12 protein-coding genes are annotated in these 15855 nt (G+C 65.0%); 5 read left to right on the top strand and 7 right to left on the bottom strand.

Annotated features, from left to right (window positions below; genetic code table 11):
* Positions 1 to 108: 108 nt before the first annotated feature.
* Positions 109 to 342 carry a hypothetical protein gene (locus tag JQ604_RS01210; RefSeq protein ID WP_212352202.1) on the bottom strand — a complete coding sequence of 78 codons (234 nt, stop codon included), beginning with the start codon at positions 340 to 342 and terminating at the stop codon, positions 109 to 111.
* Positions 343 to 697: 355 nt separating this feature from the next.
* Between JQ604_RS01210 and JQ604_RS01205 the strand changes: the two genes are divergently transcribed.
* The 5 genes from JQ604_RS01205 to JQ604_RS01185 all read left to right on the top strand — a co-directional run bounded on the left by JQ604_RS01205 (position 698) and on the right by JQ604_RS01185 (position 6624).
* Positions 698 to 1951 (top strand): ABC transporter substrate-binding protein, encoded by a 1254-nt coding sequence (locus JQ604_RS01205; RefSeq protein ID WP_212352200.1) that lies wholly within the window; start codon positions 698 to 700, stop codon positions 1949 to 1951.
* A 93-nt stretch (positions 1952 to 2044) separates the two neighbouring features.
* Positions 2045 to 2920: a branched-chain amino acid ABC transporter permease gene (locus JQ604_RS01200; RefSeq protein ID WP_212352198.1), complete on the top strand. Its 876-nt coding sequence runs from the start codon at positions 2045 to 2047 to the stop codon at positions 2918 to 2920.
* Between the two features lies 1 nt (position 2921).
* Positions 2922 to 3848 (top strand): branched-chain amino acid ABC transporter permease, encoded by a 927-nt coding sequence (locus JQ604_RS01195; protein ID WP_212352196.1) that lies wholly within the window; start codon positions 2922 to 2924, stop codon positions 3846 to 3848.
* Complete coding sequence (locus tag JQ604_RS01190; protein ID WP_212352194.1) at positions 3848 to 5329, top strand: ATP-binding cassette domain-containing protein; 1482 nt, start codon at positions 3848 to 3850, stop codon at positions 5327 to 5329. The genes JQ604_RS01195 and JQ604_RS01190 overlap by 1 nt, the downstream gene beginning before the upstream one ends.
* A 44-nt stretch (positions 5330 to 5373) precedes the next feature.
* Entirely contained in the window at positions 5374 to 6624 is a 1251-nt protein-coding gene (locus tag JQ604_RS01185; RefSeq protein ID WP_433996215.1) for an ABC transporter substrate-binding protein, read from the top strand.
* Positions 6625 to 6672: 48 nt separating this feature from the next.
* Here the strand turns inward: JQ604_RS01185 and JQ604_RS01180 are convergent, their stop codons facing one another.
* From JQ604_RS01180 to JQ604_RS01155, 6 genes are all read right to left on the bottom strand, one after another.
* Positions 6673 to 7383: a type 1 glutamine amidotransferase gene (locus JQ604_RS01180; RefSeq protein WP_212352192.1), complete on the bottom strand. Its 711-nt coding sequence runs from the start codon at positions 7381 to 7383 to the stop codon at positions 6673 to 6675.
* 17 nt (positions 7384 to 7400) lie between these two features.
* On the bottom strand, positions 7401 to 8615 hold the full coding sequence (locus JQ604_RS01175) for an NAD(P)/FAD-dependent oxidoreductase (RefSeq protein ID WP_212352190.1): 1215 nt from the start codon (positions 8613 to 8615) through the stop codon (positions 7401 to 7403).
* Positions 8616 to 8660: 45 nt separating this feature from the next.
* The gene (locus JQ604_RS01170; RefSeq protein ID WP_212352188.1) at positions 8661 to 9911 is read right to left on the bottom strand and encodes an adenylate/guanylate cyclase domain-containing protein; all 1251 of its coding nucleotides are present in this window, start codon (positions 9909 to 9911) and stop codon (positions 8661 to 8663) included.
* Positions 9908 to 10297, bottom strand: a complete 390-nt coding sequence (locus JQ604_RS01165; protein WP_212352186.1) for a response regulator — start codon at positions 10295 to 10297, stop codon at positions 9908 to 9910. The genes JQ604_RS01170 and JQ604_RS01165 overlap by 4 nt, the downstream gene beginning before the upstream one ends.
* Positions 10298 to 10309: 12 nt before the next feature.
* Complete coding sequence (locus JQ604_RS01160; RefSeq protein ID WP_212352716.1) at positions 10310 to 13783, bottom strand: GAF domain-containing protein; 3474 nt, start codon at positions 13781 to 13783, stop codon at positions 10310 to 10312.
* 320 nt (positions 13784 to 14103) lie between these two features.
* Entirely contained in the window at positions 14104 to 15738 is a 1635-nt protein-coding gene (locus JQ604_RS01155) for a thiamine pyrophosphate-requiring protein (protein WP_212352184.1), read from the bottom strand.
* Positions 15739 to 15855 lie beyond the last annotated feature (117 nt).

Genomic DNA, 15855 nt, shown 5'->3' with positions numbered 1-15855 from the left:
GTTCGCGTAAACAAGATTATTTTTATCGGGTGCCCTTGACAGGTTTTCCACGTGCCCGCTGATTTGCCCGTCGTGTCGAATATGTCACAGGTCCGCAGTCGGATCGGCCTACCGTCGCGGTCGGCCCGGCCGCGTGTAGGTGCGTTGATAGCCGCATGCGCCGCGTTGCCCGCAGTAATAAGGCCGCAGCGGCGGCGCCACGTTGGTGAGAGGGTCCGAGAAGGTGCCGTATTGCTGGGTCGCGACCGGCCTGCCGGAGCGGCCGATCGGCTCCTCGGCGGCGCAGGGATACGCGCTTCCGAACAGTGTCAGAAGGGCGAGGGCTGTGAGTCGAATCAACATGGCTCGAGAACGCTCTCTGCGATGCGGTGGTTTCTCTCCGACATTTAAGCGGCAGTTGCGCTGATCGAAAGGCCGCATCGCGCCGCAGGCGATCGCGTGTCGCGACGACATTTCCATTCAAGAGCGCAGGGCGACCGATGATGGCACAGCGGCGCGCGAATTGCGCCGCGCGGCACGCTGCATCCGATCGCCCGCAATCATTGCTTTTTGTCCATCTTCGCTGCGCCACCACTACTTAAGTCGCCGTCCGCGCATGGCGATCTGCGCGCGGTTCCCCTTGCTGCAGATGATGTCGCAGCTATAGTTCTGACCAACTGCTCGATAAGAGGCCAATAAAAAGAAGGAGTGAAACAAGATGAGAAAAACATCCCCGTTGCGTTCATTCGCGTTGCAGCAATTCGTCGGCGTGGCTGCGTTGGGATTGGTGGCGACGGCCGGCCCTGCGTCGGCCGCAGATGCAATCAAGATCGGCGTGATCGCCGAAGCGCAGGCGATCGCAGGCGCATCGATCCCGCAGGCCGCCCAACTGGCGGCCGACGAGATCAATGCCAAGGGCGGCGTCGACGGCCGCAAGATCGAGATCGTCTCCTACGACAATCATTCCTCCTCGGCCGACTCGGTGCGCGCATTCCAGCGCGCGGTGAACGAGGACAAGGTCAATGTCGTCATCGCCAGCTACATCAGCGAGGTGGTGCTGGCGCTGGAGCCCTGGGCCTCGCGGCTGAAGACACCCTTTGTCACACCGGGTGCCGCTTCGAACGAGATCAGCAAAAGCGTTCACGCCGACTATGAGAAGAACAAGTACACCTTCCATGGCTACCTGACCTCGGCGGCGCTCGCGCTGTCGATCTGCGATGCCGCCAAGGATCTCCTCGTCGACCAGAAGCACATGAAGACCGCGGTCATCATGAGCGAGGACGCCGCCTGGACCAAGCCGCTCGACGTCGGCTACGAGGAGTGCCTGCCCAAGATCGGGCTGAAGGTCGTCGACCACATCCGCTTCTCGCCCGATACCACCGATTTCACGCCGATCTTCAACAAGATCGAGGGTGCGAAGCCCGACGTGATCATCACTGGCATCTCGCATGTCGGCGTGCAGCCGACGGTGCAGTGGAAGAACCAGCAGGTGCCGATCCCGATGTTCGGCATTTCCTCGCAGGCGACCAACGAAACCTTCGGCAAGGACACCAATGATGCCGCCGAAGGTGTGCTCTACCAGGGTGTCTCCGGCCCGAACGTCGCGGTGACGCCGAAATCGGTGCCGTTCGCCGACGACTTCAGGAAGAAGTACGGCAATTATCCGTCCTATGCGGGCTACACCGCCTATGACGAGGTCTACTACATCGCCGACGCCGTGAAGCGCGCCGGATCGACCGATGCCGACAAGCTGGTCGCGGCGCTTGAGAAGACCGATTGGGAAGGCACCATCGGCCGCGTCCAGTTCTACGGCAAGGATGATCCGTTCACCCACTCGATCAAATATGGCAAGGGCCTGATCACGGGCCTGATGCTGCAGTGGCAGAGCGGCAAGCAGGTCAGCGTCTGGCCGAAGGATGTGGCGAAGAGCGAGCTCAAGTTCCCGAGCTTCATCAAGGCCTCCACCAACTAGCAGGGGATGACATGCTCCCGGGACTTATCCCGGAAGCAGTCGCCTTCCGTCATCCCCAGAACAGGCAGCCCGGCTGTCAACGGCTCCTCATCCATGCGTCCTTTCCAGATCTTGATCGATGGCTTTGCCATCAGTGCTCTCTATGCTCTCGGCGCCACCGGCTTCACGCTGATCTTCGGCGTCTCCGGCGTGCTCAATCTCTCCCACGGCGCCATCATGGTGGCGGCAGCGGTGGCGGCCTGGGCCGCGGCCAGCGTGCTCCACATGGACACCTATTCCGGTGCGCTCGTCGGCGTCGTCGTCGCGCTGCTCATGGCGTTCGCGACCTACTTTGCAGTGGTCAAGCCGATCCAGAACTCGCGGCGGATTCCGAACGAGGAGAAGGAGATCTTCGTCCTCACCGGGACGCTGCTGTGGGGCATCATGATCCAGGAGCTGATCGCCTATTTCTTCACCAACAACGCCAAGACGGTGCTGCCGATCGTCGAGGGCGTGGTGGAAATCCTCGGTGTGCGCACGCCGCGCAACGAGATCTTCACCGCGATCGTCTGCTGCCTCGTGATCGGGCTGCTGTGGCTTCTGGTGAACCGCACGCGGACCGGCAAGGCGGTGCTGGCGGCCTCGATGAACCCGCGCGGCGTCACGCTGCTCGGGCTCGAGCTGACGCAGATCTATGTCGTGGTGTGGGGGATCTACGGCATCCTCGCCGGCATCGCCGGCGTGCTGCTCGGCATGTTCCTCGGCGTCAGTTCCTACAGCGTCGGTCCGCTGACCGCGAGCGCGTTCTCGATCGTGGTGCTCGGCGGTCTCGGCAGCGTCTCCGGCTCGCTGATCGCGGCTTTCGTCGTCGGTTACCTCGAAACGCTGACGGCCTACCTGGTGTCGCCGGCCTATCGCACCATTCCGGCGCTGCTGCTGCTGGTCTTCGTCATGTATATCCGGCCTCAAGGCCTGCTCGGGAGGCGCTGACATGGCCGGCTTCTTCACATCACGATTGTTCTTCATCTCGCTCGCCTGCGTCGTGTTCGCCGCGACGCTGCCGTTCTATGTCTCCGGCTACATCCTCGGGCTACTGACGGTCGCGTTCTATTTCGGCGTGTTCGCGATGGCCTGGGACCTGCTGTTCGGCTTCGCCGGCGAGGTCAATTTCGGCCCGACCTTCCTGATCGGCGTCGGCGCCTACACCGCGGGCATCCTCAACAACCAGTTCGGCTGGTCGGTCTATCTCTGCATCGTGCTCGGCGCGCTGGCCTCGGTGGTCGCGGGCTTCGTGCTGGCGCTGCCGGCGCTGCGGGTGAGGGGGCCGTATTTCGGGCTGACCACGCTGGTCGCGGTGCTGATGCTGCAGAACTTCATCGTGGTGTTCGCCGATCTCACCGGCGGCGAGATCGGCCTGACGATTCCCGACGTGATCACGATCGATGCCGGCGCCAACTACTGGATCGCGCTCGGCTTCATGACTGTGAGCGCGGCGATCCTCTACGGCCTGTCGCAATCGCCTGTTGGACTCGTGCTGCAGGCGAGCGGTCAGGACCCGGTGCAAGCCGGCGCGCTCGGCTTCAACATCGTCAAGCACAAGCTGGCCGCGTTCATCGTCAGCGCGTTCTTCTCCGGGCTGTCAGGGGCGCTTTTGGTCTTCTACTTCGGCACCGCCTCGGTCGGCACCGTGGTCGACGTCGCGGTCGGCGTGAACGTGATCGTGTCGGCCGTGCTCGGCGGACGGCGCACCGTGCTCGGCGCCGCGCTGGGCGCGATCTTCCTGATCGTCGCCGGCGAATTCCTGCGCCCAACCGGTGAGCTTGCGACCTTCATCGTCTCGGCGGTCGCATTGCTCGTCGTGCTGTTCTTCCCCGGCGGTTTCCTCGGAGCGGCCCTGCAACGCGAGGCGCGCTCCTGATGGACCAGACCGTGATCACGACGCCCGTCCTCACCGTCCGCGGGCTGACCAAGAAATTCGGCGGCCTCACCGCGGTGAAGAACCTCGCCTTCGAGCTGCGCCCCGGCGAGATCCTCGGCCTGATCGGGCCGAACGGCTCGGGCAAATCCACCGCGATGAAGAGCGTGATGGGCATCGAGCGTCCGACCGCGGGCGAGGTGAACTTCAACGGCGCAAACATCGCAGGCCTGCCGGCGCACAAGATCGCGCGGATGGGCTTTGGCATGGTGTTCCAGCACTCGCGGCCGCTGAACCGGCAGACCGTGCTTGAGAACATCATGGTCGCGTTGCTGCCGGACAGCCTGTTCATGCTGTTTCCCGACAAGGCGCTGACCGAGCGCGCCAAGTGGATCGCCGAACGCGTCGGCCTCGGTGCGGTCATGAACCGCCGGCCGCCGACCTTGCCTTTCGCCGATCTCAGGCGGCTGGAGCTCGCGAAAGCGATCGCGCGCGATCCGAAGGTCGTACTGGTCGACGAGCCCTTTGCCGGCCTGACGCGGGCCGAGGTCGACACGTTCTCGGAGCTGATCCGCAGCTTCCGCGACGAGGGGCGGGCGGTGATGCTGGTCGACCACAACGTGAAGAGCGTGGCGGCGCTGGTCGACCGCGTGCTCGCAATGTATCTCGGCGAGGAGATCATCACCGGCCGCGCTGAGGACGTGATGCGGAACGAGACCGTGCGGCGAGTGTATCTCGGCGGCGCGATCGAGACCCATGCGCGGCCCGAGACCTCATTCAAGGACAAGGTGCCGCTGCTGCAGGTCGATGATGTCAGCGTCCACTATGGCAAGGCGCAGGCGCTGGAGAACGTCTCGATCCACGTTCATGAGGGCGAGTTCGTCTCGATCGTCGGCCTCAACGGCGCCGGCAAGACCACGCTGTTCAACACCATCTCGGGCTTCCTGCCCTACACCGGCGAGATCAAGCGCGGCGGCGCGTCGCTGAAGGGGACGGGCCCGGCGAAGATCGCCCGCTCGGGCCTCGTGCAATGTCCGGAATCGCGCGAGCTGTTCGGCGAGATGAGCGTGCGCGAGAATCTCGATCTCGGCGGCCAGCATCTCGATGACGGCGCGCGGGCGAAGCAGCTGGCCTGGCTGTTCGAGCTGTTCCCGATCCTGAAGGAGCGGCAGGGCCAGATGGCGCAGACGCTGTCGGGCGGCGAGCAGCAGATGCTGGCGATCGGCCGCGCGCTGATGATGCAGCCACAGATCCTGATCCTCGACGAGCCGACGCTGGGCCTGGCGCCCGTCATCCTCGAGCTCTTGTCGAAGGCGTTGGAGAAATTGCGGCAGACCACGTCGATTACCGTGCTGCTCGGCGAGCAGAACGTGACCTTCGCGCTGCCGCATGCCGACCGTGTCTATGTGCTGGAGCACGCGCGGATCGTCTGGGAGGGCGATCCCGGCCGCTTCGCCGCGGAGGCCGGCGCCGACTTCCTGTAGTTCTCTGAGACTTCAAACAACAAAGCAAAGAAAGGGAGAATATGATGCCAAGACGAAACGCTGTGACCGCGATGGGCCGCCTGCTGCCGCTGGCCTCGGCGCTCGCGCTGTGCCTGGCAGCACCTGCCTATGCGCAGTCCAAGGACCCGATCAAGATCGGCGTGATCGCCGAGGTGCAGTCGATCGCGGGCGCGGCGACGCCGGGCGGCGCGCAGATCGCCGCCGACGAGATCAACGCCAAGGGCGGCATCATGGGCCGCAAGATCGAGATCGTCACCTACGACAACAAGAGCTCGTCGGCCGATTCGGTGCGCGCGTTCCAGCGCGCGGTGAGCGAGGACAAGGTCTCCGCCGTGATCGCGAGCTACATCAGCGAGGTCGTGCTGGCGCTGGAGCCGTGGGCGGCGCGGCTCAAGATGCCGCTGATCACGCCGGGCGCAGCCTCGAACGAGATCACCAAGGCGATCCACAACGACTATGAGAAGAACAAGTACACCTTCCACGGCTATCTGACGTCGGCAGCCCAGGCGCAGCTGGTCTGCGATGCCGCGAAGGATCTGCTGGTCGATCAGCTCAAGTTCAAGACGGTCGCGATCATGAGCGAGGACGCCGCCTGGACCAAGCCGCTCGACATCGGCTACGAGGCCTGCCTGCCCAAGGCGGGCTTGAAGGTGGTCGAGCATGTGCGCTTCTCGCCCGATACCACCGACTTCACGCCGATCTTCAACAACATGGAGAGCAAGAAGCCCGACGTGATTGTGACCGGCATCTCCCATGTCGGCGTGCAACCGACGGTGCAGTGGAAGAACCAGCAGGTACCGATCCCCATGTTCGGCATCAGCGCGCAGGCGCTGAGCCCGACCTTCTGGAAGGACACCAATGGCGCCGCCGAAGGCGTGCCGTCGCTGGCGGTGGCAACACCCGACGTCGCCGTGACGGCGAAGACGAAGCCGTTCGCGGCGGCGTTCAAGGCCAAGTTCGGCAGCCCGCCGGCCTATACCGGCTACACTGCCTATGACGAGGTCTACATCATCGCGGAAGCGATCCAGCGCGCCGGCTCGACCGATCCGGACAAGATGGTCGCCGAGATGGAGAAGACCGATTTCGAAGGCACGATCGGCAAGATCCAGTTCTACGGCAAGAACGACGAGTTCACCCACGGCATCAAGTCCGGCCCCGGCAGCGTGACCGGCCTGGTGTTCCAGTGGCAGGGCGAGAAGCAGGTCGTGGTCTGGCCCAAGGCGATCGCGGAAGGGCAGATGAAGTTTCCGAACTTCGTGAAGCTGTCGCAGTAGGGACGATACGCGAGAGCGAAGGGGCGGCGACTGCGGTCGCCGTCCGTTCTATTTTGCCCGTGTCAGGAAACGCGTGATCGCGCGGCCAAGCTTGTCGCTTTCAAGCGGCAGCGTGAGCGACTCCCGCGCCGATGCCACCAGGCCTGCCGGCGCATTGCCTCTGCTCTCAGCCACGTCGCAGCAGGCCAGCGCATAGCCGACGGTGAATTCCGGGTGCGGCTGCACCGAGAAGGTGGTGCCGCCGGCGTAGAGCAGCCCGGCATGTTCGGCGAAATCCGAGGACATGATCGTCCTCGCGCCCGGCGGCGGGGTGATGACCTGATCCTGGTGCGAGGCGGCGAGTGCGATTCTCGCGCCGTCGAGAAGGCCGTTGCCGGGGGCGACGTCGTAGACGTGCCGGCCGATGCCCCAGCCCTTCTCCGACTTGCGCACGATGCCGCCGAGCGCCTGCGCGATCAGCTGATGGCCGAAGCAGACGCCGACCATCGGCGCCTTCGCAGCATGGGCCTTGCGGACGAATTCCTCCAGCGGCGCGATCCAGTCGAGGGGATCGTAGACGCCGGCGGCCGAGCCCGTGATCAGGATCGCCTCGCACCTGTCTGCATCCGGCAGCGCCGCGCCGCTGACGTTGACGGTATCGAACGTGACGGAGCTGTCGGCAGAGCCGATCATCCGTTCGAACATGTCTGGATAGGAGCCGTGCGCGGCGCGGTATTTCGGGCTGACGAGACCGGTTTCGATGATGGTGATGTGGGGCATGAGGCCTATGATGCGGGTTATTTGCGTGTCGGTGGCGGCGTCTGGATCGTCGGTGCGGCGGCGTCGAGCAGCGCAGCGCGGTCGGAATTGCGCGGCGGATAGATGCGCAGGTGATTGATGGTCTGTTTTGTCACTTTCGCGGCAGCGCCTGAAGTGTGCACCTCGCGGTCCCAACCGGTGGTGTAGAGCGCGCCCCAGCGGCCGAGATCGAGCACGGTGACGTACCAGTCGATGCGCAGCGGCAGCATCGGCTCGCCATAGAGGTCGGCGACCACATTGTGTCCGGCGAACCGCCCCATCGGCCGCGCGAACTGGCAGGACATGACGGATGTGTGCTCGCCGTCGACCAGGCTCGCGGCGACATCGCCGGCGGCGAAGATGCCGGTGAGTCCCTTTGCGCGCATGAAGTCATCCACCATCAGGCGGCCGAGCGCATCGCGCTCCACCGGCAATGTCGCCACCAGCGGGCTCGCGCGCAGGCCGGCGCACCAGACCAGGGTTTTGGTCGGGATGATCTCGCCGGAGCTGAGCGTGACGCGATCGGCGTCGACCGACGTGACCCTGACCTCCAGCCGCGTCTCGACACCGAGCGCTGTCAGCGCCTCGTTGATCACGGGACGTCCATTCGCGCCGAACGTCGCGCCGACGACCGGATTGGGATCGACCAGGATGACACGCCGCGCGTCCGTGATGCCGGCGCGCGCCAGCTTGTCCGGCATTTCGGTCGCGACCTCGATGCCGGTGAAACCGGCGCCGACCACCACGACTGTCGCGCGCGCCGCCGACGATGGCTGCCGGCCGAGCGCCGCCAGATGATCGTCGAGCCGGCGCGCCGCGTCATAGGTGTCGACATCGTAGGCGTGGTCGGCGAGGCCTGATATTGCGGGACGCGGCAACTCGCTGCCGAGCGCCAGCACCAGCCGATCGTAGCCGAGCGTCTCGCGGCCAGCGTCTGTCGCCACAGTGACCTGCCGCTTCGCCGGATCAATCGCCTCGACGCCGGCCACGATGTGCTTCACCCCGACGGGATCGAGCAAGCCCGCCAGCGGCAGCGCGGCGTCGCTGAGATCGACCTCGTAATTGCGGACGCGGATGTTGTGATAGGCGTTGCGGTCGACGACCAGGATCTCGAGATCACTAGGCCGTGTGCCGAGCTCGTCGCGCTTGCGCGCTGCACCGAGGGCTGCCCACAGCCCGGCAAAGCCTGCTCCCAGCACCACAATGCGCGGCATCACTTTCTCCGATCATGCGAGAGTTGGCCAAAATCTCAGCTGTCGTCAATCGAGCTTCATCTCTGTCCCTTTGCCGCCGTTCAGCAGCCGCTTCAAATGATAGCTGGCGAGGGGATCATCGGGATGCATGCCGACCAGGGCCGCAAAGCTCGGCATGGCAGCGGCGGCATCCGACTGCAATTTTGCAAACGCCGTGGTGTAGAGTTCTCTGGCCGGCGCGTCGAACTCCGCCGCCGATAGCGGCTCGTGCGCGCGCAAGGGCTCGCTGCGCCCGCGCAGCACGAGATCGCCGACCGGCCGTCCGGTGAACCCCTGCGCTGCACGCGCGACCGCATCGCTGACGCAAATCCGCGTGCCCAGCGCCTTGTTGGCGGCTTCGAGCCGGGCGGCGGTGTTGATGGTATCGCCATAGGCGGTGTAGTCGAAAAAGCGATCGCCGCCGAAATTGCCGACCAGCGCGGGACCGGCGTGCACGCCGATGCGGGTGACGCCGAAATCGACGCCTTTGGTTTTCCAGCGCGCGCGGAACGCCTCGGCCCATTGATCGAGCGCCTGTGCGCAGGCAATCGCGCGATCGGCGTAGTCGGGCTGGTCGCCCGGCGCATTGAACAGCACCTGGATGGCATCGCCGATCACCTTGGCGACGGTCCCCTCGTGGGCGAAGACGACGTCGGTCAGGCCGCCGACATACTCATGCAGCAATTCCGCCAGCACGTCCGGATCGGCGCTCTCGACCAGCGACGTGAAGCCGGTGATGTCGGTGAAGATCACGGCGATGTCACGCCAGCGCACCTGCATGTCGTTGCCTTCGTCGCCGGCGGCAAGGCGCTTGGCGAGCTCGGGCGAGAAATACCGTGACAGCGATGCATGCGCGCGCTCGGCCTCCGCTTGGCGGCGCCGCGCCTCGCGCAGCTCCTCGATGTGACGCAGCGTCTTCTGGATCGTGGTCTCGAGATCGGCGAAATCGATCGGCTTGGTCAGGAAGTCGAACGCGCCCCGGTTCATCGCGGTCCGGATGTTGCTCATGTCGCCATAGGCGGACACGATGATGGTCGACTTCTTGTCCTCCTGTTCCTGCAGCCTGGCCAGCAGCGAGAGCCCATCCATGCGCGGCATGTTGATGTCGGCGACCAGGAGATCGACATGGGGATGCTGCTCGATCGACTGCAGCGCTTCCAGGCCGTCATGTGCGAACACGAAGCTGATGGTGCCTTCGCGGATCTGTTTGCGGAATTTTTGCAGGACCAGGGCCTCGAGGTCCGGCTCGTCGTCGACCACGAGGATGGTGGCGGTCATGCGGCCTGTTCCAGTCTGGCCTCGATCTCCTGGCGAAGCTGGCCGAAATCGATCGGCTTGGTCAAGAGACGCTCGGCTCCGCGTTCCAGCGCCGTCTTGCTGGTTTCGGCATCGCCATAGGCCGTGATCATGATGACGGGTACCTCGGGCCGGATTTCCTTCGCCTTCGGCAGCATGTCGAGCCCGGTCATGCCGGGCATATTGATATCAGACAGGATCAGGATCAGCGACTGCTCGATCGTCGCGGTGATCCGCGCCAGCGCTTCCGCCGCCGAATGGGCGAACTCCAGCACGAAGCGCCGAGCGCGCAAATCCTTGCGGAATTGCTGGCGAAACAGTGCCTCGATGTCGGGTTCGTCATCCACGACCAGTACCAGAATGCTCACGTCGTTCCTCAATTACTTGGTCCGCGGCAGGACAATGCGGAATTCGGTGAATTGCCCGGGCTCGGTCGCGACGTCAATCGTGCCATTGTGCTGTTTCACGATGATGTCGTGGCTCATCGACAGGCCAAGCCCGGTGCCTTCGCCGGCCGGCTTGGTCGTGAAAAACGGATTGAACATCTTCTCCCTCACCTCGGGCGGAATGCCGGTGCCATTGTCGCGGATCCGGATCTCGACGCCATCGCCGAGATCGCGGGTCGTCGCGAGCAGCACCGGATCGAAGCCGTCCGCACCATCAGTTTCGCGGCGCTTGGTCATGGCATAGAAGCCGTTGGTGACCAGATTGAGGATCACGCGGGTGATCTCCTGCGGGAACACGTCGATCATGCCGGCCGCGGGATCGAAATCGCGCTTGAGCGTGGCGTTGAAGTTCGGCCGTTCGGCCCGCGCGCCATGATAGGCGAGGTTGAGGCTTTCCTCGACCAGCGCGTTGATGTCGGTCGGCCGGTGCTCGCCCGAGCCTTCGCGCGAATGCAGCAGCATGTTCTTGACGATGGAATCGGCGCGCTTGCCGTGCTGGACCACCTTCTGCAGATTGTCCCTGAGCATCCCCGAGAGCTCATCGACGTCGTCGCGGACGGCGGCTGCGACTTCAGTGGTCTTCAACAGGTCGTTCAACTCCTCGATCAGCTCGCTCGACAGCGCCGCAAAATTGTTGACGAAATTGAGCGGGTTCTTGATCTCGTGCGCGATGCCGGCGGTGAGCTGGCCGAGCGAGGCCAGCTTCTCGGTCTGCACCAGCCGGTCCTGCGCGGTACGGAGGTCGTCGAGCGATTTCGAAAGCTCGCGAGTGCGCTGCTGCACCTCGTCGAACAGCCGCGCGTTCTCTATCGCGATCACGGCCTGGTCGGCGAAGGTCGAGAGCAGTTCAATCTGACTGTCGGAAAACGGCCGTATGACCGATCGGGTCAATGTCAGGGCGCCGATCGGGGTGCCCTCGCGCAGCAACGGCACGCCAAGAAAGGTGCGAGGATTGCCGCTGAGTTGCTGCCCCTCGAAATCATACTCGGGATCGGCGAGAACGTCGTGCACGTGAACGATGCGTCCCTCGAGCAGCGTCCTCCCGGTGATGGTGCGTCGTTCGGGCTTGACTGGCGTGGACCTGGCGTAATCGGCGAACTCACGCGGGAATCCGTATGAGCCGGCCCTGTAAAAGGCCTCGCCACTTTTTCGGGTGATGGCGGCCATGTCGGCTTCGCAGAGACGCGCCGCCGATTCGACGAGCGTATCCAGCACGACCTGCAGGTCGAACGCCGATCGGCTGATCACCTTGAGCACGTCGGCCGTCGCAGTTTGCTGTTGCAGCGCCTCGGTCAGATCTCGGGTCTTGGCCTGGACCTCCTCGAACATGCGGACGTTGCCGAGCGCGATCACGGCCTGGTCGGCGAAGGTCTGCAGCAGCGCGATCTGCTTTTCGGTGAAAGGGCGCACCTCGGTGCGGCGGAGCACGATGACGCCGATGCTTTCACTTTCGCGCAGCAAGGGCACGCACAGCACGGTGCGCACGTTGGTCGTGACAGAGAACGCCCTGGCGCGGGGAAACCGGTCCCCCTCGGACGAGCGCAGATCGTGCACATGCACCGGCACGCGATCGAGCACAGCAGCCCCGGCCGCGCCGTCGCGATCGATCGGCTGCCGCTGCCACACCACGGGGATCGAGCCGTGCTGCGCGTTGAACACCAGCTCGTCGCCGTCTCGCAGACTGACCAGCGCGTCGTCGGCCTCGCAGAGCTCGCAGGCGCTCTCCACGATCGAACGCAGCACCGGCTCGACGTCGGTCGGCGACGAGGCGATGACCTTGAGGATGTTGGCGCTGCCCGTCTGGTGGGTCAGCGCTTCCGAAAGATCGCGCGCCTTTGCCTGAACCTCGCTGAACAGCCGCACATTCTCGATGGCGATCACGGCCTGGTCGGCGAAGGTGGCGACGAGATCGATCTGCTTCGGCGTGAACGGTTCGACGCGCTGGCGTGCCAGCACGATCGTGCCGATCGGCTCGTTTTCACGCAACAGCGGCACGCCAAGCGCGGTATGCTGGCCGGCGAGGCGGGTCGTTTCCCGAAGCGTGTACTCCGGGTCGGCCTCGACGTCGGCGATCTGCACCGGGCGCTTCTCGATCACGGCGCGTCCGGTCACCGTGCCGCGATTGACCTTCAGCGGGTGAGCCCTGAGGAATTCGATATAGGCCTGGGTGTAGCCGACCGCGGCGCCCGCGCGGTACTCGTCACCCTCGCGGCGCATGATGAAGGCCATTTCGGCGTCGCACAGCCGCGCGGCAGTCGCCACCAGCGTATCGAGCACCGGCTGCAAATCGAACGTCGACCGGCTGATGGTCTTGAGCACGTCGCCGACCGCAGTTTGCTGCTGCAGGGATTCGCCGAGATCGACCGTGCGCTGCCGGACCTCATTGAACAGCCGCGTGTTCTCGATCGCGATCACGGCCTGGTCGGCGAACATCTGCAGCAGGCGGACGTGGTGCTCGCCGAAATGGCCGGTGGCACGCCGCGTGACGATGATGATGCCGGTGGCTTGGCCCGCGCTCATCAGCGGCGCGAACAGCATGCTGCGATAGCCGCGGGCGCGTGCGACGTCGCGCGCGGCAGGCTCGAGCTCGGTGTCGGGAAGCTGCGCCGCGCTGCCGTCGGCGACCAGCGCGTAGGGCGGAAATTGCGCAAACGGCACCGGGAAGGCGGCCTGCAGCGCGCGGTCGCCGGCAGGCTCCGTCGGCGTGAAGGCGGCCAGATGCGCCGAGCCGTCGACGTAGCGCAGCACCGCGGTAGAGAAGCCGCCGATCAGCCGGTTGGCTTGCGCAGCGATGGCGTCGAAAACCGGCTGCACGTCCGACGGGGATGCGGCCATGACCTTGAGGATATCAGCGGTCGCGGTCTGCCGCTCCAGCGCCTCGCGCGTCTCGTTGAACTGCCGCGCGTTCTCGATTGCGATCACGGCCTGGTCGGCGAAGGTCTGCAGCAGCTGGACGTGGTGGGCAGCAAACGCGCCGGGCTCGGCCCGCGTCACACTGATCATGCCGACCGGCGCGCCCTGGTTCATCAGCGGCGTGAACAGCACGCTGCGGAAACCGCGCAGCCGCGCCAGCTCGCGGTTCAGCTCCGGGACGGAGGCCGCCTCGCTGTCGGGAAATTGCACGGTCTCTCCGTCGCGCACCAGCGCGAAGGTCGGGAAGTCGGCGATCTGGCGCGGGAACGAGGCCTGCAAGCCTTCGTCGGCCTCCGGGGTGGTCGGCGTGAACGCCACCAGGTGCAGCTCGTCGCCGATGAAACGCAGCACGGTGGCCGAGAAGCCGCCGAGCAGGCGCTTGGCGCTGGATGCGATCGCCTCGAAGACCGGCCGCGCGTCGGACGGGGAGGCCGCGATCACCTTCAGGATGTCAGCCGTCGCGGTCTGCCGCTCCAGCAGGTCGCGCGCCTCCATGCGCAGTCGCGCATTCTCGCGTTCGAGTTCGGCCAGCCGCGCCGTCGCCGCGTCGCGTTCGGCGAGGCTGGATTCGATCCGCGACTCCACATGCGTGATGGCCGTTTCCAGCTCATCGATCATGTGCCTGAGGCCGTCGGGCACATCCTCGGGAGGTGTCGCCATTCAGATCCATCCAGCGGGCTGACGGGCCGGACCCGAAATTGGCCGCAGGTCCCATCTCTTGATGGACCCATTATTTCATCCCGGCGCGATCGGGGCCAGCATCCCGGACCCGATTTGTCCGGCATGATCAATGAAATATTTGCGGCTTCGCGTCCTCAACTGCCCGGCCGCGACACCTCGGTCTCCTTGCTCGTGATGAACTCGAGCAGCACCGGAATGCCTTCCTGCGTCTTCTGGATGCCGCGCTTGATGGCGGGGATGATGTCTTCCGGCTTTTCCACGCGCTCGCCATAGCCGCCGAAGGCGCGGGCCATTGCGGCGTAGTCGCCTGAGATGTCGGTCGAGCGGTATTTCTCGGTCGAGATCGGCATCACCTTGAGCTCGATCGCCATCGAGAAATTGTTGAGCAGGATCGACATGATGGGAATCCGCTCGCGCACCGCAGTCTCGAAATCCATGCCGGTGAAACCGATCGCGGCATCGCCCCAGACGTTGATGCAGAGCTTTTCCGGCTTCGCCAGCTTGGCGCCCATCGCAAGCCCAAGGCCGTAGCCGAGCTGCGTGGTCTTGCCCCAGCCGAGATAGGACAGGGGCTCGACCGCCTTCCAGAACGGCGACAGCTGGTCGCGGGGACTGCCGGCATCATGGGTAATGATGGTGTTCTTGATGTCGACGGTGTGCTGCAGATCCCAGAGCACGCGGTAGGGATTGAGCGGCGCATCGTTGTGGGTCAGCTTCGGCATCCATTTGGCGAGCCATTCCTTGTGAGATGCCGCGATCTCCTCGGCGACGGCGCTGGCGTTGCGGTCGGACGTCACGGTCTTGCCGATCTCCTCCAGGAGCGCGTCGAGCACCAGCGCGGCGTCGCCGACGAGACCGACCTTGGCCTCGACATCCTTGTTGAGATGGTTCGGATCGAGCGTCGAATGGATGATGGTCTTGCCCTTGGGCATCGCGATGCCGAAGGACGTTTCGGTGAAGGAGCAGCCGATGCCGAAGATCACGTCGGCCTCGCTGAGAAACTTCGGCACCGCGCGCGGCACGGCGAGGCCGCCGGAGCCGAGCGACAGCGGATGCGTCTCGGGGAAGGCCGACTTGCCGCCAAGGCTCGTCGTGACGGGGATCGCCAGCCGCTCGGCGAGCCGCTTCAGCTGCGGCCAGGCCTGCGCGTAGTGCACGCCCTGGCCGGCATAGATCACCGGACGCCTGGCATTGACGAGCAGGGCGGCCGCTTCCTTGATGTGCACGGGATCGGCGCCGTAGCGGGTGCGCAGCACCGGCGTGTAGTTGAGCGGTTCCGGCACCTCCTCGTTCCACATGTCGGCGGGGATCTCGACGATCACGGGGCCGCCGCGGCCATTCTTCAATTTGGTGAAGGCGCGGCGGAAGATGTTGCCGACCTCAGTCGCGATGTTGATCGGCTCGGAGGATTTCGAGAACGCCTTCATCGCCTGGCTGGAATTGAAGTTCGGATCGATGTTGGCGAGCCGGCGCGCATAGCCCATCGGCAGCACCAGCACGGGCACGGATTCGCCGTAGCATTGCGCGACGCCGCCCATTGCGTTCTCCGCGCCGGGACCATGCTGCATGCAGAAGGCGCCGATCGAGCGACCCGAGGTCACGCGCGAGATCGCATCCGCCATATGGATGCCGATGCGCTCCTGGCGCACCATGACGGGGCGGATGTCGGCGGCGGCTGCGTGCTCGATCAGATGGTTGACGGGGTAGCCGGTGAGGATCTCGATGCCCTCCCGCTTCATGATTTCCGCAATGGCGGTGCCGAGCTTCATGACGGTCTCTCCCTTGATGGCGATCGGTTTGGCCCGACCTCGTTCCTGTTAGTTGGAACAGGAATTCGCCGACCGGTAAAGCGCGGCCGGCGCACGTCCCGGAAATGCTGTTATGCG

Origin of the sequence: Bradyrhizobium jicamae, assembly GCF_018130695.1 — a bacterium.
Lineage (GTDB): Bacteria > Pseudomonadota > Alphaproteobacteria > Rhizobiales > Xanthobacteraceae > Bradyrhizobium > Bradyrhizobium jicamae_B.
This window is presented reverse-complemented; position numbering and strand designations above follow the sequence as displayed.

Bases quoted from the DNA above. Each gene is read 5' to 3' on its own strand.
- JQ604_RS01210 (WP_212352202.1), bottom strand. From the start codon at position 342: ATGTTGATTCGACTCACAGCCCTCGCCCTTCTGACACTGTTCGGAAGC.
- JQ604_RS01205 (WP_212352200.1), top strand. From the start codon at position 698: ATGAGAAAAACATCCCCGTTGCGTTCATTCGCGTTGCAGCAATTCGTC.
- JQ604_RS01200 (WP_212352198.1), top strand. From the start codon at position 2,045: ATGCGTCCTTTCCAGATCTTGATCGATGGCTTTGCCATCAGTGCTCTC.
- JQ604_RS01195 (WP_212352196.1), top strand. From the start codon at position 2,922: ATGGCCGGCTTCTTCACATCACGATTGTTCTTCATCTCGCTCGCCTGC.
- JQ604_RS01190 (WP_212352194.1), top strand. From the start codon at position 3,848: ATGGACCAGACCGTGATCACGACGCCCGTCCTCACCGTCCGCGGGCTG.
- JQ604_RS01185 (WP_433996215.1), top strand. From the start codon at position 5,374: ATGCCAAGACGAAACGCTGTGACCGCGATGGGCCGCCTGCTGCCGCTG.
- JQ604_RS01180 (WP_212352192.1), bottom strand. From the start codon at position 7,383: ATGCCCCACATCACCATCATCGAAACCGGTCTCGTCAGCCCGAAATAC.
- JQ604_RS01175 (WP_212352190.1), bottom strand. From the start codon at position 8,615: ATGCCGCGCATTGTGGTGCTGGGAGCAGGCTTTGCCGGGCTGTGGGCA.
- JQ604_RS01170 (WP_212352188.1), bottom strand. From the start codon at position 9,911: ATGACCGCCACCATCCTCGTGGTCGACGACGAGCCGGACCTCGAGGCC.
- JQ604_RS01160 (WP_212352716.1), bottom strand. From the start codon at position 13,783: ATGGAGGCGCGCGACCTGCTGGAGCGGCAGACCGCGACGGCTGACATC.
- JQ604_RS01155 (WP_212352184.1), bottom strand. From the start codon at position 15,738: ATGAAGCTCGGCACCGCCATTGCGGAAATCATGAAGCGGGAGGGCATC.